This is a genomic window from Xanthomonas axonopodis (genome assembly GCF_001304695.1).
Taxonomy (GTDB): Bacteria; Pseudomonadota; Gammaproteobacteria; order Xanthomonadales; family Xanthomonadaceae; genus Xanthomonas; species Xanthomonas axonopodis.
The window spans coordinates 40,808-64,756 of sequence record NZ_JFAQ01000087.1 but is presented as its reverse complement, the minus strand read 5'-3'; the positions used below and the strand labels follow the sequence as shown (position 1 = coordinate 64,756).

Below are 23,949 nucleotides of genomic sequence, written 5' to 3'. Positions count from 1 at the left end.
GAGCGGCTAACAAAACTACTACGCAGCCGGCAGGCGGGCGCGGCCGGCGCTCGGAATCGGCATGTACCCACTCCAACACTCCGGTTCCTGTGCGCCGTCAACGCCCACCTGACGACCGCTCGCTACGTTTTGTTAGCCACTCTTAGTGGCGAACGCACCGGCGCACTCGGCGACGCCCCGCGATCAGGCATAACGCGTCCCAGCGATCCAGGTGCCCAGCACCTCGATCTCGCCATCCACCAGCACCAGGTCGGCCTGATATCCCGGCGCGATCCGTCCCAGGCGCTCGCCCAGGCCGATGCATCGCGCAGGATACGTCGACGCCATTCGCGCGGCTTCGGCCAAATCCACACCCAACCAGCGCACGCTGTTGCGCACGGCGCTGGCCATGTCCAGCGCCGAGCCGGCCAGCGCACCGTCCGCGTTGCGGACCACGCCGTCGATGATGGCGGTGATGGTCTCGCCGTACAGATCGAAGCTGGGGCTCTCGCTTCCGACCATCGGCATCGCATCGGTCACCAGCAGCAGCTTGCCACGCGGCTTGGCCGCCAACGCCACACGCAAGCTGGCCGGATGCACGTGCACGCCGTCGACGATGACGCCGCACCACACATTGGAGTCTTCCAGCGCGGCGCCCACCGCATTGGGTTCGCGGCCAGCCAGCTGCGACATCGCGTTGTACAGGTGAGTGAAGCCGCTGACGCCGGCGGCAATGCCATCGCGGGCCTGCTCGTAGGTGGCCGCAGTATGGCCGGCGAACACGATCGCGCCGCCGGCAACGAAGGCACGAATATCCTCCAGCGGCACGCGCTCGGGGGCGAGCGTGATCAGGGTGACGCCGTTGTCCAATGAGGTATCGATCGCAATCTCGTGCGCGTCCGGCACGCGGAACTTGTCTGCGTCGTGCGTGCCCTTGCGCGCAGGACTCAGGTAAGGACCCTCCAGATGGATGCCGAGCACCCCGGGCACGCCTTGCGCGATGGCCTGGCGGGTGGCATCGATCGCTTCGGCCATCACCTGCGCGGTGTCGCTGATCAAGGTCGGCAGCATGCCGGTGGTGCCGAAACGACGATGCGCGGCAGCAATGGTGGCCAGCGCCTGCGGGTCGCGTGCGTTGTTGAACAACACCCCGCCGCCGCCGTTGACCTGGATGTCGATAAAGCCTGGCAACAGGGTGGCGCCACCCAGATCCACGCGTGTGTCGGCCTGCGCTACGCGCGCATCGTCGGCCGGCACGATCGCCTGGATCTGCGTGCCAGCCAGCATCACGGCCAAGCCGTCCTGCAATCCGTTGTCGGTGAGCACGCGTGCATTGCACAGTGCCTGAGTCGCGAGAGCATGCATGATCAGACGGTTTCCGTGACCTTGTTCAGATGCGGCGGAAGATCGGGATTGTTGCCGCGCTGCAGCGCCAGTGCATTGATCGCGCGATAAAAGCTCTGCACGGTCAGCAGCGGCGCGCAGGCCGGGTGCGCGGCGTCTGCCAGCGGTAAATCGCCACCGGGCGCGGCCAGCCACACTTGCGCGCCACGCGCGCGGAATTCTTCGGCCAGTGCGCGGGTACCGGCACCGGTTTCGTCGGGCTGTGCGAAGACCAGCACCGGGAAGCCCGGCCCCACCAGGGCCATCGGGCCGTGCTTGACCTCGGCCGAGCTGTAGGCTTCGGCGTGCAGGCCACAGGTTTCCTTGAACTTCAATGCTGCTTCCTGCGCTGCGCCCAGGCCCAGGCCGCGGCCGAGCACGAACAGGTTGTGCGCCGGCACCAAGCCGGCGGTGAGCGCCGACCAATCGGCCTGCCATGCGCTGCGCAACTGCTGCGGCAATGCATCGAGCGCGGCAAGCAGGGCCGGGTCGTTTTTCCACACCGCGCCCAGATGCAGCACCGCGGCCAGCGAGGCGAGATAACTCTTGGTGGCGGCCACGCTTTTTTCCGGGCCTGCGCCCAGCGGAATGACCACCTCGGCCAGTTGCGCCAGCGGCGAATCTTCCACGTTGACCAGCGCGACCACGCGCGCGCCGGCAGCCTTGGCCGCTTCGGCATTGCGCAGCAGATCGGGGCTCTTGCCCGATTGCGAAATCACGATGTACAGCGCGCCACGCAGCTGTAGCGGCGCTGCATAGACCGAGCCCACCGACGGCGACGCAGATGCGGTGACGATGCCGAGCTGGGTTTCGAACAGGTACTTGGCATAGGTGGCCGCATGATCGGAGCTTCCGCGGGCGCAGGTCACCACGAACGGCGGCGGCGTCTGGCGCAGCGACTGGGCAAGCGCGGCGATGGTGTCGGCATTACGCGCGAACTGTGCAGCCACCACATCGGCAGTCTGCGCCGCTTCGCGGAACATCAAGGTCTCGGTTTCGGAGGGAAGGCTCATCGTGGCTCAGGCAGATTCAGGAGGAAGGGGTTTGCCGGTGGACGCAGGCGCCGGCGCGGTGGAGCCGCGCACCACCAACTGCGGCACGAAGCCGCGGCTCTGCAATTGCGCCGGTTGGTCGTCGTAGGCATCGCTGCGCAGCTGGCTGATCAACAACCGTGCGGCATGCCGCGCGATGTCGTCGGTGGCCTGCTTGGCGGTGGTCAATGCCGGCCACGACTGGCTCGAGAACGGGCTGTCTTCGAACCCGGCGATCGACAATTGATACGGCACGTTCACGCCGGTGGACTTGGCTGCGGCCAGCACGCCTGCCGCGATCTCGTCGTTGCTGCCGAAGATGGCGGTGGGCGGCTCGCGCAACGACAACAGCCGGCGTGCGCCACGGAAGCCATCGTCGAAGGTGTAATCGCCGGGAATCACCAGGTGCTTGTCCAGGCTGATGCCATAATCCTTCAACGCCGCTTCATAGCCGGCGTAACGCTCGCCGCTGGAGCGATGTTGCGGGCCGCCCCACAGAAAGCCGATGCGTTGATGGCCAAGCTGGATCAGGTGCTCGGTGATTTCATACGCGGCATCGCGGTCGTCGATATACACGCACGGGCCATCGCCGGGGTCGTCGGTGGAAGCGATGATGCGCACGCTCTTGATGCCGCGCGCCGCCAGACCGGCCAGCAATTCCGGCCGCTCGGACATCGGCGCGGTCAACACCACGCCGGCCAGGCGCGAGCGCTGCACCCATTCGGCCAGTTCTTCGGCCAGTAACGGCGAGGTGGAATCGCAGGGATGGATCTGCAGGCCAAAACCGGTTTCCCGGCACGCGGCCAGCACGCCGTTCTGGATGCCGATGATGTGGTACGGGTTAGGGTTGTCGTACACCAGGCCGATCACGAACGGCGTGCCGCTGCGCAGATTGCGCGCGGACGGGTCGGGTTCGTAATCGAGATCGGTGATGGCGCGCAGCACGCGCGCGCGCGTGGCCTGCATCACCGACGGCTCGTTGTTGATCACCCGCGACACGGTCTTCAACGAGACCTTGGCGCGTTCGGCGACATCTTTGATGGTAGGCCTGCGCATGGATGTACCTTGTCCGTCAGAACGCATCATGCCGCCCCGATCACTTGGCCTGGGCCGGCAGGCCCACGCGATGACCGCGCAGCGAATAGAACAGGATGTACAGATAGCACGGCACCATCAGTGCAGCGAACACGACCTGGAAGTCGTAATGCTGTTTGAGGATGGCGAACAACTGCGGAATGATCGCGCCGCCGGCAATGCCCATCACCAGCAGTGCCGAGCCGATTTCGGTGAAACGGCCCAGTCCGCGAATGGCCAGCGGAAAGATCGCCGGCCACATCATGGCATTGGCAAAGCCGAGCGCGGCGACGAAACCCACCGACACATAGCCGTGGGTGAACAAGGCACCGAGCGAGAACAGCACGCCCAGCACCGCCGACACGCTCAGGTAACGCGCCTGCGAGATCACGCGCGGAATCAGGACCAGGCCGGCGATGTAGCCCAGCAACATCGCGCCCAGCGTGTAGGAGGTGAAGATCTTGGTGCTGTCCAACGGGAGATTGAAGCCATGCCCGTAGGTACCGATGGCATCGCCGGCCATCACTTCCACGCCCACATAGACAAACAGGCACAGCACGCCCAGCAATAGGTGCGGGAACTGGAAGATGCTGGATTTCTGCACGCCACCGCTCGCGCCCGGCGTGGCGTTGGCCTCGGAGGGCTTGAGCTCCGGCAACGGCGAGAACAGCACGCCAATGGCCAGCAGCAGCAGGACCCCGGACATCACCAGATACGGCGCGTGAATCTTGGCGGCAAAGGCCGTGAGCAAGGTTTGCTTGGTCGCCGCATCGGCGCTGGCCACCTGCGCGGACAGGTCGCCGATACCGTGCAGTACCAGCGAGCCGATCAGGATCGGCGCCAGGATGCCGGCGATCTTGTTGCAGATGCCCATCAGCGCGATGCGCCGCGCGGCGCTTTCGATCGGCCCGAGAATGCTGATGTACGGGTTGATGGCCGTCTGCAGCAAGGCCAGGCCGCTGCCGATGACGAACAGGCCGGCCAATGCGCCCGGGTACCAGCGCTGCGTGGCGAACTGCCCGAAGCCTGCTGCCCCCACGGCCATCACCACCAGGCTCAGCGCCAGGCCTTTCTTCATGCCGGTGCGCTTGAGAATCCAAGACGATGGCAAGGCCAGAAAGAAGTACGACAGGTAGAACACCATCAGCACCAGGAACGCGTTGACCTCGTTGAGGTCGAACGCCAGCCGCACGAAGGTGATCAGCGGCCCGTTGATCCAGGTGAAAAAGCCGATGATGAAAAACAGCACGCCGACGATGGCGATCGAGACAACGGGATTTGCGGGCCTGGCGGTAATCATGGATCGGCTGGCTCTGAGGTTGTCGTAAGGAATGCCGTTGGCGTCAGCGGCGCAGTTCGGCGACGAAATCGTAGAAATCGTTGTGGCAATAGGTGTCGGTCAATTCGATCGCGCTGCCATCGCGGGCATAGCCCACGCGCACCACATGCAAAATCGCCTCGCCGGTTTTCATGCGCAGGTGCTCGGCCAAGCGTGCGGGCAGATTGATGGCGCGGAAGTACTGCAGTGCACGCATCACCGGCGTGCCCTGCGCATCGAGATAGCTGTAGAGCGAATTGCCGATCTGCTGCGGGTCGGCGACGATGCGTTGCGGCAACACCGCGTGCTCATAGGCCATGACGCGGTCGTCGGCGCTGCGCAGACGCGTCAGCGAAGCCACCGCGGCATCCGGCGACAAGCCCAGCCGCAGGATCTCTTCGCCATGCGCCGGGCGCAGCCGCCGCTCCAGCCAGCGTGTCCCGGGTTCATAACCCTTGATGCGCAGCGTCTCGCTGAAACTGGTCAGGCCGCTGAGCTGATGCTGGATCTGGGTGGTGACAAAGGTGCCGGCGCCCTGCCGGCGCGAGACCAGGCCTTGTTCGACCAGCACATCCACCGCTTGGCGCAGGGTCACCCGCGAGATCTGCAGCCGTTCGCACAGTTGGCGCTCGGCCGGCAACGCCTCGCCCGCCTTCCACTGACCGCCGCGGATGGCGTCGGTGAGCTTGGCGGCCAATTGCAGGTACAGCGGCGTCGGCGCGGAAGCCTCCAGCGCCAGCGCGTCCATCCTGGGGTCGTCGTCCGTCCTGGCATTGGTTCTTGGTTTGGCCATTGCCTGTCCTCCGGACCGACGTGGATTGTTAGGTCCAATATAGTACCAATTTGCCCGGCGCGCATCAGGCCGTGGGCGCCCCCGAAAGCGCGCGACAGCATGACTTGCCCTGCGGTGACGTATAGACCGCAGCCCCCTGGTCCACATCGCGCGAGCATGGCCATAGCGGGTCAGTGCGTTGCACCCTGGCGCCTCGCCCGATTGGCGAGGCCATCACAACCGCAGATACCAGCGCCGCCGATCCATCCACCAACCCACGGCGCAGCACACCAGCGTGTAGCTCAGCGCGCACAGCAGCGACCCGAGCAGACCTGGCGCAATGGTCTGGAACACACGGATCCCGGCCCAGGCGTACAGGTCCAGGCCGGAGCTGCCAACCGGGATCAGCCGCAACACCACCACGAACAATTCGGAAAACAAGTAGATCGCCAGCGGGTTGCGCCCCAGCACAGTGAACAAGCCGCTGCCGCCGATCCAGCCGCGCAACTCCAGCAGGTACACCAGCACGCCCAGCGCCAGCAGATCCAGGCCGATCGTGCAAGCGACGAACGACCCACTCCAGAGTTTTTTCGACAACGGCCAGGCGGGCGCCCAGAGCAGCGCCAGCAGCACCAGACCCGCGCCAGCCAACAATAACGTGCGCGTGCTGGCGATCGTTTTGCCATGTCGCTGCAGGAAGCGCCCACACAGATAACCGGCCAGCACGTTGACCGTGGCCGACAGCGTGCCGAGCACGCCCTCGGGATCGAAGCCGCCGTCCTTGCGATACAGATGCTCACGCCCGTATAGCCACAGATCCAGGCGGGTGCCGGCATTGCCGGTCTTGCTCAACTCTGCGCCGGGTTGGCCGAAGACGTACAACACTGCCCAGTAACCCAGCAGCAGCACAACACACGCAGGCACGATGCCGCGTGGCGGCAGATAGCGCACCAGCAATGCCGCGGCCAGGTAGCACAGGCCGATCCGCTGCAACACGCCGGTCAGGCGAAGTTGATCGACCGTCGTGAACGCCCATCCGCCATAGGGCTGCAGATGGAAAAACGGAACCCAGTACATCAACACTCCGCACAGCACGATCAGCGCAGCGCGTTTGCTCACGCGGCCGAGAAACTGCAGATGTGGCGTGTTCGTTGCCAGCGCAAAACTCATCGCGCTGCCGACGGCGAACAGGAACGAAGGAAACACCAGATCGGCCAGCGTGAAGCCGAACCAGGCCGCGTGGGTCAGCTGCGCGTATGCCTGAGCGCCAGCGCCGGCGGTGTTGACCAGAATCATTAAGAAAATGGTCAGACCGCGGAACACGTCCAGCGAGAGAAAGCGTTCGCGAGTTGGCGGTGCGGTTGCAGTGGCCGCCACGGGTTTTTGTGCGCTCATTGCACGCCCTTGTCCACATCGTCGAGATGGATGCGGTGTGCGTATGCACACCTCGTGGTCTGGCCCCTTAGATCGATGCAACTGCGCTCATGCATGACCACCACATGCAATAGAGTCTCGTTCATCGGGCGGCACCTTGCGGGGGCGCCTTGCACCGCGCCGTATGCGCTTTCCTGCCCCGCGCCTTGCCGATGGCTTTGCGAAGCGCTTTGCGCTGGATCGTGCGCATCTACTTGTACCAGCAGAATCTGCAGCAAGCTCAGTGGATCGTGTGGTGGCTGACGCTTCGGCACCTGGTCCTGATCGGCCCATTGGCGTTCCCATGTTGCAAGCTGCGTCTCCACTGCCGCCGCGTCGAACGGTGTGCCGGCCTTGCGTGCGGCGCGATACGCACTGAGAAAGCGCGTCCAGCGCTGCAGATAGAAATCCGCGTACATGCCCTGCCACGCCTTGGACGCGTCATCGGCAAGATTGCCGTCGCCCCCCCAGACACTGACCTGCGCACGCGCATTGCCGACATAGGCGCGCCGCAATCCGGCATCATTGCCGGCCGCAGCGGCAGCCTGGCCGGTCCAGTCGGCCAGGGTTTCGTGTTGACCACCGACCAGCGTATCCAGTCCCTGAACCAGGTGCGTGGTGCGCGCCAGTTGTGCATCGCCGCGCGCGAAATCGCCGGCATTATAGGCCTGCACCACCGCCTGCAATTGACGGTCGACCTGCAGGCTCAGACAGTGGCGCGCGTCTTCGATCAAATCGTAGCGGTACAACGGCGCGTCGGCATAACGGCTGGCCTGCTGCAGCAACGCATTGATCGCGCGTCGCAGACGCTGCGGGTCGCCGGGACGATCGTCGAAGTTGACGATGTCGGCGGTCGGCCGCTTGAACAGCAGGTAGGCACCTGCACGCTTGTTCCACCAGCGGGGCGACCAGTAGCGGGTCTGGTAGATGCTTGCTTCCAGATCAGACCATGCGCTCAGTAGTGCCGCATCGCTGCGTCCATAGCGCGCGCGAAGATACTGCGTGAGCCACTGCGACCAGGGTTGTTGCGGGCCTTCCCAGGCAAGCGCGTAGAGATACTCGTAGACCACCGAGTTGCTGTGCAGGCCATCCGGAAACACGCCGAACCCGCGTAAATTGCGCTTGTCCGGATCGGTCAGCAAGGCTTGCAGATCCTGCCGGTAGAACGCGAAATCGCCATACAGCGGATTGCTGGCGCCGTAGTTGTGCACGTAGCCGTAGATCCATTGCTTGTTGTCGAATGCCTGCGATGCCTTCCAGGTACCGGGATAGCGGTCGTTGCCGATGTCCAGCACCATCAGGCGCGCGTCGGGCACCTTGCCGAGAAACGCGGCGATCGCCTGCGGTTGCCAGAACTCGCGGTCGGCACCGAACAGCCAGGCATGCATCGCGTTGCGCTGACGGCACCGCTTTGGCGCGTGCGCCATTGGAGTTGGCGATGCTGTCGCCGTATTTGGCGGCGGCCACGTCGCTGCCGTCGTGTCGGCCACCGGCGGCAGCATTTCGTTGAAGGCATCGGCCAGGTAGAACTCGCCTGCACCGTAACTCTGTGTGTACAGCTCCAGGAACCGCCGTGCGACCTTGGAAAACAACGGGTCGCGCGGATCCAGCCAATAGGTTTCGTGAAAGCCCTCCCAGGCGCGCATGCGGTAGATGCGCGCCTTTGGATGCGCCTGCGCGAACGCCTTGGGCACGTAGCCGGCAAATGCCGGCAGCACCGGCTGCATGCCCAACTCGCGCATGCGCGTGAGAATCTGCTTCTGCAGCATGCGCTTGCTGTCGATCCATTGTTGCGGCAGCGGCGCACGATAGTCTTCGATATTGCCCATGCGCTGCCACGGGGTGAACGCCGGGCCGGAGAAATACTCCGCCAGCGCAGCATCGCTGACAGCGAACTCGCGCCACAGCGCTTGCCAGATCGCTTCCTGACCTTCCATCGCCAGCGGCATGTCGATACCGTGCAAGGCCATCCAATCGATCTCGCGCTGCCAGCGTGGCCAATCCCAGAACGACGTGGTGTAGCCGCAGGTGCAGGTATTGAGATAGGCGCGATGGGCAAACGGCGTGCGCACCTGGCCGCCTCGGTAGGCCGGCCATTGCGCCGGCAGCGCCACGCGGTCGCCTTCCCAACTCATCGACGCCGCGCCGGCCTGGCTAAGATAGGCGTAGGCACCGCGCGCCAAGGCCACCTGCGAGGAACCGGCAATACGCACCGTCTCGCCGCCGGCGTCGATGCGATACCAGTCCGCGCCGTCGCCGCCGCGCGGCGCCACGGTCATCTCGAACTGGGCGGCACGCGCGCCGATCAGGCGTTGCACCACCGCCTGCGCGGGCGGTGCGGCCAGCACGGTGAAGGGAATGGCAAGCAACGCACCCAGCGCCGCGGCGAACAGGCGCGCAGGGGACGATGGGGAAAACAGTGAGGCGGTCATGGCGAGTTCCGATAATGCACGGTGACAACGGCGTGGAATCCAAACGGCTGATCGGCAGCGACCTGCACAATCACTGCCAGCGTGCGCTCGCCGGTGGCCGGTGCGAGCGCCACAGTGATCGGCGTGCCGGCCGCTGCGTTGACGACCGCGCGGCCGTCCAGAAATACCTGCGCTGGCCCGCTGAGGCGGCCCAGGTCGAGCATGCCGCCGTGGGTTTGCATGCCCTGCCAGGGCGTGAATTGAGTGCGGTACAACACATAGCCGGCACGTTCGGGGGCGCTTTCCAACGTACCGGGCAGCGTATTGCTCCAGCTATTGTTGTCGTTGGGACGGCGCGGGAGATCCGGCGCCGGTGGCTACGCGAATGCAGCGGTGTGGCGCCAGCTTTCGACCACCATCACTGGCGCGGTGATCGGCACCGACGCCGGTAGCGGCACCGACGTGCAGCCGATCTCAAGCACTGCATTGCGCAATCCCGGGCTATGCGCCTGCAGTCGTAACACACCCGCGCCGCGCCCGGCCTGCACGATTGCCTGCGCCAGTCCGTTGAACAACGCCACCTGCATGCTTTGATCGGCGGCATGTGCATTTGGGTCGCCATTACCGACGCCCAGCAGCCGGCCGCCGTTGATCTGCAGCGTCAGCACTACATTGCAATCGGGAACGTGACGCCCCTGTGCGTCCACCGCTTCCAAGGTCACCGGTTGCGCATCGCGACCATCGCCGCGCAGTCCGCGGCGGTCGGGGGTGAGCTTGAGCGCGACCGGCACGCCGGTGGTTTCCACGCGCGCGCGCGCCACTTCGTGCCCATCGCGCCAGGCCACCGCTTCGAGCACGCCCGGCGCATAGTCCACCTGCCATTGATTCGATTGCGCACGATCCACCGCTTGTTTCCCGAGCGAGCGGCCGTTGAGCTACAGCTCCACCTGCGCGGCGTTGCAGAACGCCATCACCTTGATCGGTTGGCCTTCGCGGCCGGGCCACTTCCAGTGCGGCAACAGGTGTAGCACCGGCGCGGCGCAACCAATAGGCGCCCTTGGCGAATCCGCATTGGTCCATGATGCCGAAGAACGACCCGACCGATGGCCACTCGAACGGTGTGGGTTCGCCGCGATAGTCGAAACCGGTCCACACGAAACTGCCGGCGACAAACGGGCGTTCGGCAATCAGCTGCCAGGCACGGCGATGGGTATTGCCCCAGTCCGCGGCCAGGCTGTCGTCTTCGGCGACCACGTGCGCATCCAGATCGGTGAACCACGCACCACGCGTCTGAAACGTGCTGGTGTCTTCGCTGGACAACATCGGCGTGCGCGGACGTGCCGCATGCACGCGGTCGTAGTTGTACTGGCGATAGTTGAAACCGAGCACGTCCACTACATCGGCCGCGCCGCGGGCGGCGAACATGCCGTCGTTCATACCGGCGGTGATCGGGCGGGTGTCGTCGAGCGAACGCAGTGCGTTGGCGGCGCGCGCCATGATCGCGTAACCGGTCGCGGTACCTTGCAGCGGCTCTTCGTTGAGCAGCGACCACAGAAACACGCTGGGATGATTGCGCTGGCGCCGCACCATGTTGCGCAGCAACGCCACATAGTCGGGCGCAGGATTGAACAGACGGTTTTCGGCCATCACCAACATGCCGAGACGGTCGCAGGCCTGCAGTAGTTCCGGCGCCACCGCATGATGGAGACGGATGGCATTGCAGCCCATCGACTTCAGGCGCTGCAGACGAAAGACATGCAGCGCATCGGGCAGCGCCACGCCGACCCCGGCATGGTCCTGATGCAGACAGACGCCCTTGATCTTGAGCGGACGCCCGTTGAGAAAAAAACCAAGATCGGCATCGAAGCGCAGGCTACGAAAACCGACGTCGCACGCGGCACGGTCACTGCGACCGCCTGAGCTACGCACCTCGGCTTGCAGGCGATACAGCACCGGTGTTTCCACGCTCCAGCGTTGCGGCTGTGGCACTGCGATACTGATCACTGCCTGCGCAGTATCGAAGGCAGCGAGCCGCAGTTGCGTCTCGCCATGCGCCACGGCAGCGCCATGCGCATCTCGCAAGACGAGCGCTACCAACGCATCAGCGGGCTGTTCGCCGCTGTTGACAAGATCCACCTGCACCGGCACCTGCCAGACATCGCCTGGACCTTCGCGCGGCACTGCGGCCAGGCCGTCGCCAGCGATATGCAGGGGCGCACGCAGCACCAACCAGGTATGTCGGTAGATGCCGCCGCCTTCGTACCACCACCCATCCATGGCCTCTGCATCGACGCGGATGGCGATGCTATTCAATGCGTTGCCGTAGCGTGCGACCGGCGTGAGGTCGATCACCAGCCCGTTATAGCCACTCCAACTGCGCGCCAGCAGCATACCGTTGACCCACACCGTGGCATGGCTGGCGATGCCGTCCAGACGCAGTTCCACCGCCTGGCCGCGGACCGCCTCTTCCAACCGGAGCGTGGCCAATACCGCGCGGGCGATAGCCCTGCGCGACGTTGGCGTCGGCATGCACCGATTGCTCCACCACAAAATCGTGCGGCAATTGCACCTGCCGCCAGGCGGGATCGTCGAAGTCCGGCGCCGCCGCCCCCCAGGCCCGGCCCGCCTTGCCATTGGCGTACGTCTCGTCCTGCCCCAATAGGCGCGGAAACGGCAGCTCGCCGGCATGGAAGCGCCATCCCTCGTCCAGATCCAGCCACTGGCCGCCGGTATCTGCCGAGAATCCCTGTGGCGTGGGAGGCGGCTTGGCACGATTGGCGACACGCGTGGCGTCGGCGATTGCCGCGCCAGACACCAACGCGGGCACGCCAAGCAGCGACGAGGCACAGACGCTGCCGGCAAGGAACTCACGCCTGCGCATGGCAGCGCCTGATCGACTGCACTGCACGCACCCCACGGGGTATCCGCACTGCTATCACAGCAAGGCTCGCATCCCCTGCACCGGCACCGTTGCCCTCACTGCGTGCCGCCGTACGCAGCTGCGCACGGCGGCACGAGGCGCAATGCCCAGGCATCAAAACGTGTCCCACTGCATCGACAGGTAGTAGCTGCGCCCGGTGACGCCGGTCATCTGCCAGCGGCTGGGCATGTTCTTGTACGCCTCTTCCTTTCGGTTGGTGAGATTCAGGCCGCCCAGCTGGAAACTCAGCTTGTCGTTGACCTGGTAGCCAAGCACTGCATCCAATTGCGTGCGCGCCTTCATGATGTGGCCTTCGCGCGCGAAGAAGCTGTCGCTGATGTCCTGTTCGTACTCACTACGATGATTGAGCGACACGCGTGCCGAGTAATGCTCGCTTTCCCAATACGCGGTGGCGTTCCAGGTTTGTTCGGACAGGTTGCGGATCTTGAAATCGGTATCGCGCTGCGGAATCACTCGGGTGAAGTTGGTGGTGAACCCGAAGCCATCGATCGGCAACCAAGCATCCAGCGACTGCGTCCAGCCCAGCTCGTAACCGCGGATCTTGACCTTGCTCGGATCGTTGGTGGTGGCGGTGATCTCGTAGATATCGCCGTTATTGCTCACACAGTCGCCGGCTGCATTGCTGGACAGCCCGGTGCCGTTGAAGGCAGCAGGGCAGACGATGCTGTTGAAGATGCCGTTCTTGATGTTTTTCCAGAATCCGGCCACGGTCAGCGCGCCGCCGTTGCCGTATTACCACTCCAGGCTCAAGTCGGCTTGATCGGCGGTCAATGCCTTCAGATCGGTCTGGCCCTGGGTGACGACATAGGTGGTGGTGCCGCCCGTATTGGTGCCGGTGGAGATCGTTGAGGCAATGGCGGTATTGCTGTCCAGAATCGGCCGCACCAGGACCTTGGCGGCCGCAAAGCGCAGCAACAGGTCTTCGCGCATGTCCAGCACCAGGTTCAGGCTGGGCAACCAATTGGAATACTCGTATGGCGCGCGGGCGGTGCCGACCACGATATTGGCGTCGTCGCTCGCAGCCTGCGCCTGGGTCAGGTAGGTATCGGTGGTGCGTTTGGTATTTTCGTAGCGCATGCCGAGGTTGCCGCGCAAACGCATGCTGCCGATATCGGTGTCGATGCGCGCCATTGCATACGCCGAAGAAATGTCGTTCTCGATGCTATAGCTGCTCTGCGGTGCGAACAGGACCGGCACGGTGATGCCCGCGGCCGCCAACGAGCGCGCGTATGCCGCGATGTCGAGGCTGACCCAGCTGTCCTGCGAGGCCAGTTGTCCGTCAAGGAAGTTGTTGACCGTGCTGCTGGCGGCGGACAGTTCCGGGAATATGTCGAAGCCCGAGACCGCACCGGTTCTGAGCAGATACAGGAAGTCGCGTCGACGCACATCGCGGTCGAAGGTTTCGCGGCGGTATTTGGCACCGAAGCGCACCGCGTTCAACGCGCCAAGTTCCAGATACCGTTCAGCATCCAGTTGCAGCGACCACTCCTTGTTGCTGAGCGACTAGATGGAGCCGTTTGGATATTCGCTACGCACCAGATTGGTCTTGTTCCAAGCGCTGGCATCGTTGGCGTCGGCATCGGTTGTCAGCGAGATCGCGTCGGGATTGGAGGTATCCAGCAGCGTCGACGAGGGAATCCGGCCCAGAATCGCGGCACGCTCGTTCTCGTCGGTCTTGCCCTGGGTGTAATTGGCCGCGCCACTCAGCGTCCAGGTATCGCCCTTCCACTTGAAGTCATAGGTGAGTAACTGCGTGGACAGATTGTGCTGTTCGATCTGGTGATTGTTTTCCAGCCAGTAATCCGACGCCGACACCTGTGTGGCGGTCAGCCCGTTGGTCTGCAGCACCGTCAGCGGACTGCGCTCGAACGAGTAGACCAGCTGATTCATGTCGTTGGTGGTCCTGTCCTGCGAATACAGCGCAGTGAGATTCATCTCCAGCTGCTGGCTAGGCTTCCATTGCAACCCGCCATTGAACATCTTACGCGTGGTCTCGCGCTCGATCGAGCGATAGCGCGGACGGCGCGGGAGATACAACGTGCCGGCGTCGGTGGCTTGCGTATACCACCGGTCGATCCACAGATAATCGGCACGATCCTTCAGCTTCTGATGGCCGGCACTCAGAAACACGCCAAGATCGCCGCCACCGAACTTGAACTGGTCGATATAGGTCAGCACGCCCTTGGGTGTTGGCGAACCGCCGGCAAATTCGGAGTACTGCGTTTTCGCAGAGAACAACAGCTTGGTCTGCTGGTAGTCCAATGGTTTGGTGGTGTTGATGTTGACCGTGCCCGACAGCCCACCGGCATCCATGTCCGCCGACGGCGATTTAATCACCTCGATCCCGGCAGCCACTTCTGGCTGGATGATGTCGTAGCGGAAGCCATCGGTGAAATCGGCGCTTTTGATCACCTGGCCGTTGATGGTGGTGGCCGAATATTGCGGCCCCAGGCCACTGTCCTGTGCAGAGATGCCATCGGTCATGCGCACGTCGTCGCGCTTGTTGTCCATCGCGGTGATCAGGCTCTTCTGGTAAGAGCTGGTGACCTTGATGGTGTCGAGCTGGGGGATCTGCGCCGACGCTGCGTCCTGTGTCTGCGCGTTGGCGCCGCAGGCAAGCAGCGACAGCCCAATGGCAAGGGACAGCGACGAGGGCGAACAACACCGCAGCGAGGCACGCGGGAGAGGCGACATGAGAGATCCTGAAGTGGAATGGCTGGACGACAACGCGACTGGCATTCCGCTCGATCAGCGATGACAGATCCCGGCGCTGGCAACCCAACCACGCGTGCACAGGTCACCAGTCCCGGACGTCCGGAACTGCCTGCGATCTGTTGTCTGCGAGCACCCCATACGGCCCCCCGTAGGCGCCGATGCCGCGTCCCTCCCAGGACGGGCACCGCATGCCATTGCTGATCAACGGCCCTGACTGGCAAGTACCAATTCAGTGGAGTTGATTCTTATGGTCTCTAAAAGATCGTGTCAACAGTCACTTTCGAAAAGTGTTTGATTGCTCGCTCATAACGCGCCCAATCCCTGGTGCCATTGGGCATCGACGGTGCACACAAGGAGATTGGGTGCATATCGGGCGTCGTTGTCACAGGACCAGTCAGTAACCAATTCTTAGTGATCAGACCAATTCTGTGCGATCCAAGTCGCGGTCACGGCAGCGCAATCACTGCGAGCTGCGTCACGATGCCCTGCAGCCTGCTCATGGGTGTTCCAACGCACGTGTCGCACGTCTCCGCACAGGCCGACGTGTGCCGCGATGACTCCCTGCGGCGCCATGAAGACAACGTTGTCAACGAATCAGTCAGCATGCCATCGAAGCGTACGGGACGAACGCATACGCTGCGATGCATGCACGCTCATGGTGCAGTAGCCCGGTGCTGCGGCGCACAGCCAGTCATGCCGCTTCTAACGCAATCGTCCTTGGTCCTTGCGCAAAAACCCGCGCTCCCGCGTGGTAGCGAAATCCAGTAAGTGCAGCCCGATACCCAACACCGTGTCCTGCGCCGGATCGACGCGCGACTGCAGTTGCCAGCGTCCATCTGGCCAGAGTTGCAGCTGTACTTCAGCCTGTACGCCGGCAGGTAATGCGGTGTCGGGCAGCAAGGTCAGCACCGTGGTGTGATCCACGCACATTGGCTGCCCGGACAAGCGCAGTGGCGGCAGACCTGGAAGGTCGCCCGCGCCACTTGCCAGCAGTTGCAGGCTGACCCGCCCATGCGCCTGCACGCAGCCGGTGGCATCGAATAGCAGATCCACCTGCTCCAGCTGCAACGCCAGATCGATCAGCGCCACACCACCCGGCTGGCGCACCAGCAGTTGGCCCTGTGCATTGCGAATGCCGTGTTGCGCGCCATCCACCAACAGCAGTTGCAGCTGCGTGGACTGTAAGTGCACCTGACGCTCGCCACGCAATAGCGGCCAGACGCGCGGCCTGACTGCGACATCGCCGAACGCGATGCCCTGCCATCGCACCTGCCGCAACGTGCCGGCCCATATCGAGCCCTGCACGTCCAGCACCGAGAACGGTAAACCCTCGCGCGGCAGCATCAGGCGCAAAGGCAGCGACGCGATCAAGGCGACACCCAGCATCAACAGCAGGATCAAGGCCCAAAGCAAACGTGTCACGGGGTAGCTTCCGCAAAACTGCAGCGTACGCGGAGTTGGCCCTGATCGCGCACAACGCTCAGCTGCGTCGGCGCTAAACCATCTGCCTGCCGCAAGCGCTCAAGCAAGCCAAACAAGGCGGTGGCCCCGACCGCGTCGATCTGTACGTCTACCCCACCCGCGGCGCTGCGTTGCTGAGAGGCGATGCTGACGCCGGCATCGCGTGCGCTGCTTGCGATGATCTCGGCCAATGTTGCCGAGCCCGGTGCGGCAGTGCGTTTGGGTGTTGCCGCCTGCGTAGAGACGTCAAGCACCAGTTGCGCTGCTTCGGCATCGTGCGCCCAGGCCCGGTCATGCCAGTGCCGCAATGGGGTGTAAAGCGCATACCAGTCGACGAATGCCGCCATCGCTGCGCACATGACCCCCAGCATGAGCCGCTCTCGCGGCGCACGCATCTGCCACCACCGCGTGCCGCGTTGCAGAGATGCCTTCATCGCAACGGCTCCAGTACGAACGGCGTGCGCATGCGGTTGTCTTCGACCTAACTGCTGCCGGGCTCCAGGTGTGTAGCAAGGTCGCGCGCAACGGCTGAGTGGGGTTGTAGTCCAGCTGATCCAATTCTGCCGCTGGAAGGGTATCGACTGCTGCGAACAAGGTGCTCAGTTGCACCGCCCGGCGATCGGTCGCCGTGCCGGCCTGCCGACGCGCCTGCAATGCGGCTGGCACCGCCGCTGCATCGTGCACGCCCAACTGCGTGGCGGCGCGCGCCTGCAGTACACGCGCACCGATCTCATAGCGCACTGTCTGCGCCAGCAGCAGCAACGCCGGCGATAGCAGCACCCGTGCGGCCAGCACCGCCAGACGCCGCGGGGCGAGCGTTTGCGCAACCGCCGCCTTGTTCGCGAACGAGTGCTGCAGCAGATCGATCGGCACGTGGGCAGCGTTGCGCGCAAAGCAGGCAATGGACTGCGTCGGATCAGGCACCGGCGGCACGGCCGGCACACGATCGCCCAGCAGCAGATGCGCCGCCGCTGGCTCCAGGCTGCAGTCCAGCTGGGTACCGCGCATCAGCCAACGGCCGTCCCAGTACATCACTGCCAACGTCGCATCGGCACCGGGCTCCAGCAACAGGCAGTCCGGCACCACTGCATCGGGAACGAAGCCCAGTTGCGTTGCGCGCGCCAGCCATTGCTGCATCACCACGCCGTCCACTGTGGCGACCAGGCGCGTGCCATCGGCCTCAGCGCTGTCGGCGATCGCCACATGCAGAGCCTGCGTTTCGACAGCCAGATGCTCGGCCAATTGCAGGCGCGCAGCGGCCCGTGATTGCGTAATGCTGCGGCCGGGCAAGGGCAACCACCGCAAATGCACCTCCACACCCGGCACCACCAGAAGGGTGCGCGCGGATGGCTCGGGCGGCGCGCTGGCGTGACCTGCCGATTGCACCTGCCCCTGCGCATCCACACGCACCGCAATGGATTCGGCATCTGCATCGGTTGGCAGCAACAACAATGTGGTGGTCATTGGTCAGAACTCCATTGGCGCGCGACCAGTCCGACCCGGCCGGCCGTTTCCTGCTGCAGCAACGCTTCCAGCATGACCTGCGCGCCGAATGCCACACGCCGACATGCACTGTAGAGCGATGACACACACAGATATCCCGACCCCGCTGGCCGACTGGATCGTGGCGCAAGCCGTGGCCGGTCATCCGCCCGAGCAAGCGCTACAGCCGCTGCTGGATCAGGGCTGGAACGAGCAGGACGCCATCGATGCGGTCGAGGCACTGGTCCGTGCCTACATCCACCAACACGCGCAAGCAAACGGTTTGCCGATGCCGGTGAGTGTGCCCGCGTTGCAACAGGACACCGAAGCATCGCTGCTTGCGTTGAGCGACCGCGACGTACGCGTCTTGGTCAGCCTGTTGCTGCCGCGCGTCGTAGTGCTGGGCGGTTTTCTTTCCGACGACGAATGCGATGCATTGATCGCCTTGGCCCACCCACGCCTGGCACGCTCGCGCACCGTGGACAATGCAAACGCAGAGCACGTGGTGCATGCAGCACGCACCAGCGACAGCATGTGTCTGCGCGTTGGCCAAAATGCGCTGTGCCAACGTCCCGAAGCGCGCATCGCGCGCCTGCTGGATTGGCCAGTCGATCACGGCGAAGGGTTGCAAGTGCTGCATTACGCCACCGATGCGGAATACAGGCCGCATCACGATTACTTCGACCCGGACGCAGCCGGCACCCCGGTGTTGTTGCAGGCCGGCGGGCAACGCGTCGCCTCGCTGGTGATGTACCTCAACACGCCAGAACGCTGCGGCGCGACGCGTTTTCCTGATGCGCATCCGGATGTCGCCGCGATCAAAGGCAATGCATTGTTTTTCAGCTACGACCGCCCGCATCCGATGACGCGCAGCCTGCACGCCGGTGCGCCGGTATTGCCAGCGAAAAGTGGGCGGCCACCAAGTGGCTGCGCCAACGCGCAGTGCGCATGCCCGGATAAGCGAAGAAGATGGCGCGGACGGGATAAGCCACGTCGGCCGCCAGCGCGGAGCGGGACAGCGCTCATAGCGCCTGCGCGGCTGTCGGCTATCGGCCGTTCTTCATGCTGCGAGCACCGCCAACACGCAAGCGGCCCACCACGCGTTGCAACACGATCATTGCCGACCGTTTCCCAAGGCGGCAGAAGTACGACGCGAATTGAATATGTTATAATATGTCATTTCTGACACGATTCCACTGGCCCACAGGTATTGCTCGCTTCATGAAGATCCATCCCCTCGTGGCGACTGTCGCCGCTCTGCTCTTCGCTGCCGACGCACGCGCGCAGTCCTCCGATTCGGCACTGACGCTCGGCAAGGTCGACGTCCATCAGCATCCCGAAGGCCAGCTCAGTGCGCATCAGGTGCTGACGTCGGTGGATGTCCTGGGCGCCGACCAGATCGAGGACAAGAACGTGTCCTACAGCTGGGAATTGCTGGGGCAAATGCCAGGCATGCAATTGACCGAAACCCGCCAGGGCGCCGAATCGGGCAAGGTCAGCTTCCGCGCCTTCAACGGCGAGGGCTATCTCAATGCGATCAAGACCTTGATCGACGGCATTCCAAGCAACGTCAATAGCGGCAACCAGCGTTTCATCGACATGCTGTTCCCGCTGGAAATCAGCTACATCGAGGTGGTGCGCGGCACCAACGATCCGCGTTATGGCCTGCATAACATCGGCGGCAACATCAACTTCGGCACCCGCCAGGGCGGCAGCTATACCGATGCCCGCGTGGCCTATGGCAGTTACGCCAGCCGCGATGCGCAGATCGCGATCGGGCGCGAACGCGACGGATTCGCACAGAACTACTTCGTCGGCGCGCAGGCATCGGATGGCGATCGTGCGCACGATCGTTCCAGCAAGTATGTGCTGGGCGGCAAATGGTTCTACGGCAATCTCGACGACGGCATGCGTATCGGCCTGACGGCACGCGCGTACCGCAACCAGGCCGACTAGCCGGGCTTCATGACCGCCGCCGAGCTGCAGGCGGATCGTCGCAGCTCGGACCGCCGCAACCGCAACGATGGCGATGACCGCGACATGCAGCAGGTCGGCGTGCACCTGGACTTGAAACTGACCGATGCCCTGTTTCTGGGCAGCAAGCTTTACTACAACCGCTACGAGGACGACCGCCGGGTGACCTTCAGCGACCTGCCCACCGGCAATGCGCCGCGCCAGCGGCGGCGCTGGAACGAAACGCAGGTGGGCATGCTCAATACCCTGACCTGGCGCGCCAATGACCTGCTGACCTTGGAAGGCGGCGTCAACTACGAACATCAAGACAATGCGTACCGGCGCGAGCGCTTCAACTATGCCGAGCCCACCGACTTTGCCGCAGCGCCGGCGCGCATCCAGAACGACGACCGCTATACGTTCGACAATTGGGGCGCCTACGTACAGGCTATGTATCAGCCGGTCAAGGCCCTGAAGGTGGTGCCGGCCTATCGCGTGGACCGCTTCGACGGCGACACCCAGCTACCGGGCGCAGTGCGCGCACCGCTGCAGCGTTACGGCAGCATCGGGCAGCCCAAACTCAGCGTGATCTACGCCCTGACCCCCGCCACCAACGTGTACGCCAACTGGGGCCGTACCTTCCAGGTGCTGACCGGCTCCACTGCTCCTGCCTATCTCACCCCGGGGTAAGCTAGCGTCCGTCCTTCCACCAACACCGGCGTCGAACTGGGCATGAAATTCAGCCCACTTGCGGGCAGCCAGGCCCGCATCGCCGTCTGGCAACAGGATGCGGAAAACGAAGTCTCGAACATGCCGGCCACCGGCACCACCGTTACCTTGGGCAAGACGCGTCGCCGCGGCGTGGATGCGCAGATCAGCGCGCAGCTGGGCGATCGATGGACGCTCTGGGCATCGCATGCCTACCAGGAAGCCAAGATCATGCGCGACGATCGTGCTGCCACGCTGTCGCTGCAAGGCAATGAAGTCATCGCCACCCCCCGCTACATCAGTAACCTCGGCGTGGACTACCGCGCGACCGAGGCGTTGCAACTGGGCCTGCAGGGGCGCGCCCAGGGCGACTACTACCTCGAGGAGCGCAACGTAGCAGGCAAGTACGGCGGCTTTGCGACGCTCGACCTCACCGCGCGCTATACGATCAACCCGAACTGGAGCGTGGACGCGCAGGTCCGCAATGCCACCGGCCGCGAGTATGCCTATGTGTGGTACGACAGTTTCTTCTGGGCACAGGCGCAGCCCATGTTCTCGCCGGCGGCCGGACGGCAGCTCTATCTCGGGCTGAGAATGAACCTGTAACGGCAGCGGCGCTGGTGGCGACGTGCGAACCGCTGGTCCGCAGCGCAGCGTAGCGACTGCACAACCTGCATCGCCCAGCCGGCAGCGGATGCCCCACCTCGGCCTCGGCACGCTGCCATGGAGCAAGCGGTCGTGCAGCGCGATGCTTTACATCGCTGCGGCAACACGCGGCCAGGTCGACCAGGATCGCGTCGGCGCCCGGCTTCCGTTGACGGCAGCGGGCAGGCACCTGGCCTGCCGAGGCATCGTTCAGGCACCGTCACCGCTGTCCAAACAGGCGCTGATCGATCCGCAATATCACAAATCGCAATGGCGTCCATGCCAGACCTAGCCCGGCGAGAATGCCCAGCGTATCGGCCAACGCATCGTACGGGTCGGCACTGCGATTGGTGGTCAGCGCGCCTTGCGCGATCTCGATGCCGATGCCCAGCAGCACCAGCCCGAAGGCGGCAAACGCCACTGCACGTCGGGTCGCAAACAACTGCACCGCTCCCCAACACAACAGCGCGAAGCTCAGGAAATGCTCGGCCTTGTCGCTATTGGATGGCAACTCCGGAAACTCCGGCGGCGGCCCCAGGCACACGGCAATGACCACAACGATCGCCGCGATCCACAAGCCCACCCACAAGCGCGGCCGATGAAACGGCCGTAGGGCCGAACTCACAACCGCCATGTGAGATCGCCAGACAGGAACGCAGGGGCAAAATCGACATCGCGCGAGAAGCCCATCACCTGGAAGCGCTCGCCCATCTCGCTGGGCAGCGTCAGCCGCTTGATCTGTTCGCGCAGACGCATCCGCCCCACTTCATCGGTGCGCGTATCGGCCTGTGCCAGCAATGCATCCAGCCCGTTACCGAGCAAGAAGCTTGCCTGCGTGCAATACCCGGCCAACTCGAAACCTGCGCCAGTGCCCGCCTCGGCCAACGCGGTGAAGTCCACCGATGCGGTCAAATCCTGCAGACCTGGCCAACGGTACAGATCTTCATGCATGCGATGCCGGTAGAACGCACGCAACGTGCCGTCCTCGCGCTGCGCACGATAGAACTCGCCGCGCGGGTAACCGTAGTCGACGAACAACATCGCGCCACGCTTCAAACCGCCGGCGACCGCCTGGATCCAGTACGGCAACTGCGGCAGCAACTCGGAGCGATAGCCATCGGCGAACGGCTGCTCCAGATAGCGCTCAAGGTGACGCACGGCCGCACTCAGCAACGCATCGGCCGGCTGCTCGCCGCGTGCGAAGTGCTGCCGGGCATCCAGCACCACGGTTTCTTCATACACCTGCCCATCGCGCAGTGCGAAGCGCGGCGTGGGCAATGCGTCGATGACTTCGTTGGCAAACAGCACCCCATCCCAATCGTCCGGGAACGGCGCATCCAGCCATTCCACCAGATCGAACACCGGCGGAATCAGGCTGCGCCCCAGCCGCTCGCGCTGACGCTCGCGCAGGTCGGCGCTGGGCTCCAGGATCGCGTAGCGCTCGGGCAACGCATCCAGTTCCAGCAGCCGCTTGAGCGTGACTTCGGCAAACGCGCCGCTGCCGCCGCCCACTTCCAGCACCCGCGCCTGCGGCCCGAGCTGCTGCAATACCGGCGCCAACGCGCCGGAGACAGTGGCCGCAAACAACGGTCCCAATTCCGGGGCGGTGACGAAATCGCCGGCCTCGCCGAACTTGCTGGCGCCGGCGCTGTAATAGCCCAGGCCCGGCGCATACAGCGCCAGCTCCATGAAGCGCGAGAACGGAATCGCACCACCGGCGGCCTGGATTTCGGCGCGCACGTGCGCAGCCAGCCGGTCGCTATGGGCCAGCGCGTCCGGATCGGGTGTGGGAAGGTCGGCGTGCATGCGGGCACCGGTTGCTGGGACAATGCACAGGATAGCCGAGCCCTCCGCAACGCCGAGCGAGTACGCCATGACAGACAGTTCCAAGGTGGTGTTGATCACCGGTGCAGCCCGCCGTATCGGCGCGCAGATCGCCACCACGCTGCACGCCGCCGGCTACCGCGTTGCGCTGCACGCACAACGTTCTGCCGAGGCGCTGGACACACGCGTGGCCGAACTGTGCGACCAGCGGGCCGGCAGCGCGCATGCCTTGCACGCCGATCTGCGCTTGCCCGACGCACCCGCGCAATTGGTGACCGAGTGCCTTGCCGCCTTCGGTCGCCTGGATGGCGTGGTCAACAACGCCTCAGCGTTCTATCCCACCGCCGTCGGCGAGGCCACTGCAGCGCAATGGGAAGAATTGTTTGCGGTCAATGCACGCGCGCCGTTCTTCATCGCGCAAGCCGCCGCCGCACAGTTGCGCCAGCGGCGCGGGGCCATCGTCAACCTCACCGATCTGCACGCACAGCAGCCGATGCGCAACCACCCGCTGTACGGCGCCTCCAAGAGCGCGCTGGAAATGCTGACCCGTTCGCTTGCGCTGGAACTGGCGCCGTATGTGCGCGTGAACGCGGTCGCGCCTGGCGCCATCCTGTGGCCGGAAGAAGGCAAATCCGCCGAGGCCAAGCAGGCACTGCTCGCACGCACGCCGCTGGCGCGCATCGGCACGCCGGAAGAAATTGCCGAAGCGGTGCGCTGGCTGCTGGACGACGCCAGCTTCGTCACTGGCCACACCCTGCATGTGGATGGTGGCCGCCAGCTCAGTTGAGCGCCGCTTCCGTGGCCTGCGCGCTTGCGCTGCGCAGGGACGCTCTCCGCGT

General features: G+C 64.4%; 12 protein-coding genes, 1 other RNA gene and 5 pseudogenes. 4 read left to right on the top strand and 14 right to left on the bottom strand.

Going from position 1 to position 23,949, the window contains the following annotated elements:
- Positions 1-61 precede the first annotated feature (61 nt).
- Positions 62-138, top strand: a non-coding RNA gene (locus XAXN_RS21065) — sX9 sRNA.
- A 45-nt stretch (positions 139-183) separates the two neighbouring features.
- Here the strand turns inward: XAXN_RS21065 and nagA are convergent.
- The 12 genes and pseudogenes from nagA to gspL form a co-directional block, all read right to left on the bottom strand.
- Positions 184-1,344: an N-acetylglucosamine-6-phosphate deacetylase gene (gene nagA / locus XAXN_RS09005; protein ID WP_054319285.1), complete on the bottom strand. Its 1,161-nt coding sequence runs from the start codon at positions 1,342-1,344 to the stop codon at positions 184-186.
- A 2-nt stretch (positions 1,345-1,346) separates the two neighbouring features.
- A complete protein-coding gene (locus XAXN_RS09000) occupies positions 1,347-2,375 on the bottom strand; it encodes an SIS domain-containing protein (protein ID WP_054319284.1) in 1,029 nt (342 codons plus the stop codon).
- A 6-nt stretch (positions 2,376-2,381) separates the two neighbouring features.
- Positions 2,382-3,449: a LacI family DNA-binding transcriptional regulator gene (locus XAXN_RS08995; RefSeq protein WP_054319283.1), complete on the bottom strand. Its 1,068-nt coding sequence runs from the start codon at positions 3,447-3,449 to the stop codon at positions 2,382-2,384.
- A gap of 40 nt (positions 3,450-3,489) precedes the next feature.
- Positions 3,490-4,767, bottom strand: coding sequence for a sugar MFS transporter (locus XAXN_RS08990; RefSeq protein ID WP_054319282.1), 1,278 nt, complete (start codon positions 4,765-4,767; stop codon positions 3,490-3,492).
- Between the two features lie 43 nt (positions 4,768-4,810).
- Positions 4,811-5,533: a GntR family transcriptional regulator gene (locus tag XAXN_RS08985; protein ID WP_054319281.1), complete on the bottom strand. Its 723-nt coding sequence runs from the start codon at positions 5,531-5,533 to the stop codon at positions 4,811-4,813.
- A gap of 258 nt (positions 5,534-5,791) precedes the next feature.
- Positions 5,792-6,952, bottom strand: a complete 1,161-nt coding sequence (locus tag XAXN_RS08980; protein ID WP_054319280.1) for an acyltransferase family protein — start codon at positions 6,950-6,952, stop codon at positions 5,792-5,794.
- Positions 6,949-9,402 carry an alpha-N-acetylglucosaminidase gene (locus XAXN_RS08975; RefSeq protein ID WP_241148163.1) on the bottom strand — a complete coding sequence of 818 codons (2,454 nt, stop codon included), beginning with the start codon at positions 9,400-9,402 and terminating at the stop codon, positions 6,949-6,951. Before XAXN_RS08975 ends, XAXN_RS08980 begins: the two co-directional genes overlap by 4 nt.
- Positions 9,399-12,262: pseudogene (gene galA, locus XAXN_RS08970) on the bottom strand (beta-galactosidase GalA). Before galA ends, XAXN_RS08975 begins: the two are co-directional and overlap by 4 nt.
- Positions 12,263-12,415: 153 nt before the next feature.
- Positions 12,416-15,016, bottom strand: a pseudogene (locus tag XAXN_RS08965) (TonB-dependent receptor).
- 723 nt (positions 15,017-15,739) lie between these two features.
- Positions 15,740-16,450: a type II secretion system protein N gene (gene gspN / locus XAXN_RS08960; protein ID WP_054319287.1), complete on the bottom strand. Its 711-nt coding sequence runs from the start codon at positions 16,448-16,450 to the stop codon at positions 15,740-15,742.
- Between the two features lie 5 nt (positions 16,451-16,455).
- Positions 16,456-16,932, bottom strand: a complete 477-nt coding sequence (gene gspM, locus XAXN_RS08955; protein ID WP_054319279.1) for a type II secretion system protein GspM — start codon at positions 16,930-16,932, stop codon at positions 16,456-16,458.
- Positions 16,929-17,962, bottom strand: a pseudogene (gene gspL / locus XAXN_RS08950) (type II secretion system protein GspL). Before gspL ends, gspM begins: the two are co-directional and overlap by 4 nt.
- Positions 17,963-18,080: 118 nt before the next feature.
- Here gspL and XAXN_RS08945 point away from each other — a divergent pair.
- Together XAXN_RS08945 and XAXN_RS08940 are read left to right on the top strand one after the other, a co-directional pair.
- Positions 18,081-18,940 (top strand): annotated as a pseudogene (locus XAXN_RS08945) (2OG-Fe(II) oxygenase).
- 261 nt (positions 18,941-19,201) lie between these two features.
- Positions 19,202-21,247 (top strand): annotated as a pseudogene (locus XAXN_RS08940) (TonB-dependent receptor).
- A 259-nt stretch (positions 21,248-21,506) separates the two neighbouring features.
- Here the strand turns inward: XAXN_RS08940 and XAXN_RS08935 are convergent.
- Together XAXN_RS08935 and XAXN_RS08930 are read right to left on the bottom strand one after the other, a co-directional pair.
- Complete coding sequence (locus tag XAXN_RS08935; RefSeq protein WP_054319278.1) at positions 21,507-21,920, bottom strand: VanZ family protein; 414 nt, start codon at positions 21,918-21,920, stop codon at positions 21,507-21,509.
- Positions 21,908-23,161: a class I SAM-dependent methyltransferase gene (locus XAXN_RS08930; RefSeq protein ID WP_206416672.1), complete on the bottom strand. Its 1,254-nt coding sequence runs from the start codon at positions 23,159-23,161 to the stop codon at positions 21,908-21,910. Before XAXN_RS08930 ends, XAXN_RS08935 begins: the two co-directional genes overlap by 13 nt.
- Between XAXN_RS08930 and XAXN_RS08925 the strand changes: the two genes are divergently transcribed.
- Entirely contained in the window at positions 23,160-23,897 is a 738-nt protein-coding gene (locus XAXN_RS08925) for a pteridine reductase (RefSeq protein WP_054319277.1), read from the top strand. The two genes, XAXN_RS08930 and XAXN_RS08925, sit on opposite strands and share 2 nt — an antisense overlap.
- Positions 23,898-23,949 lie beyond the last annotated feature (52 nt).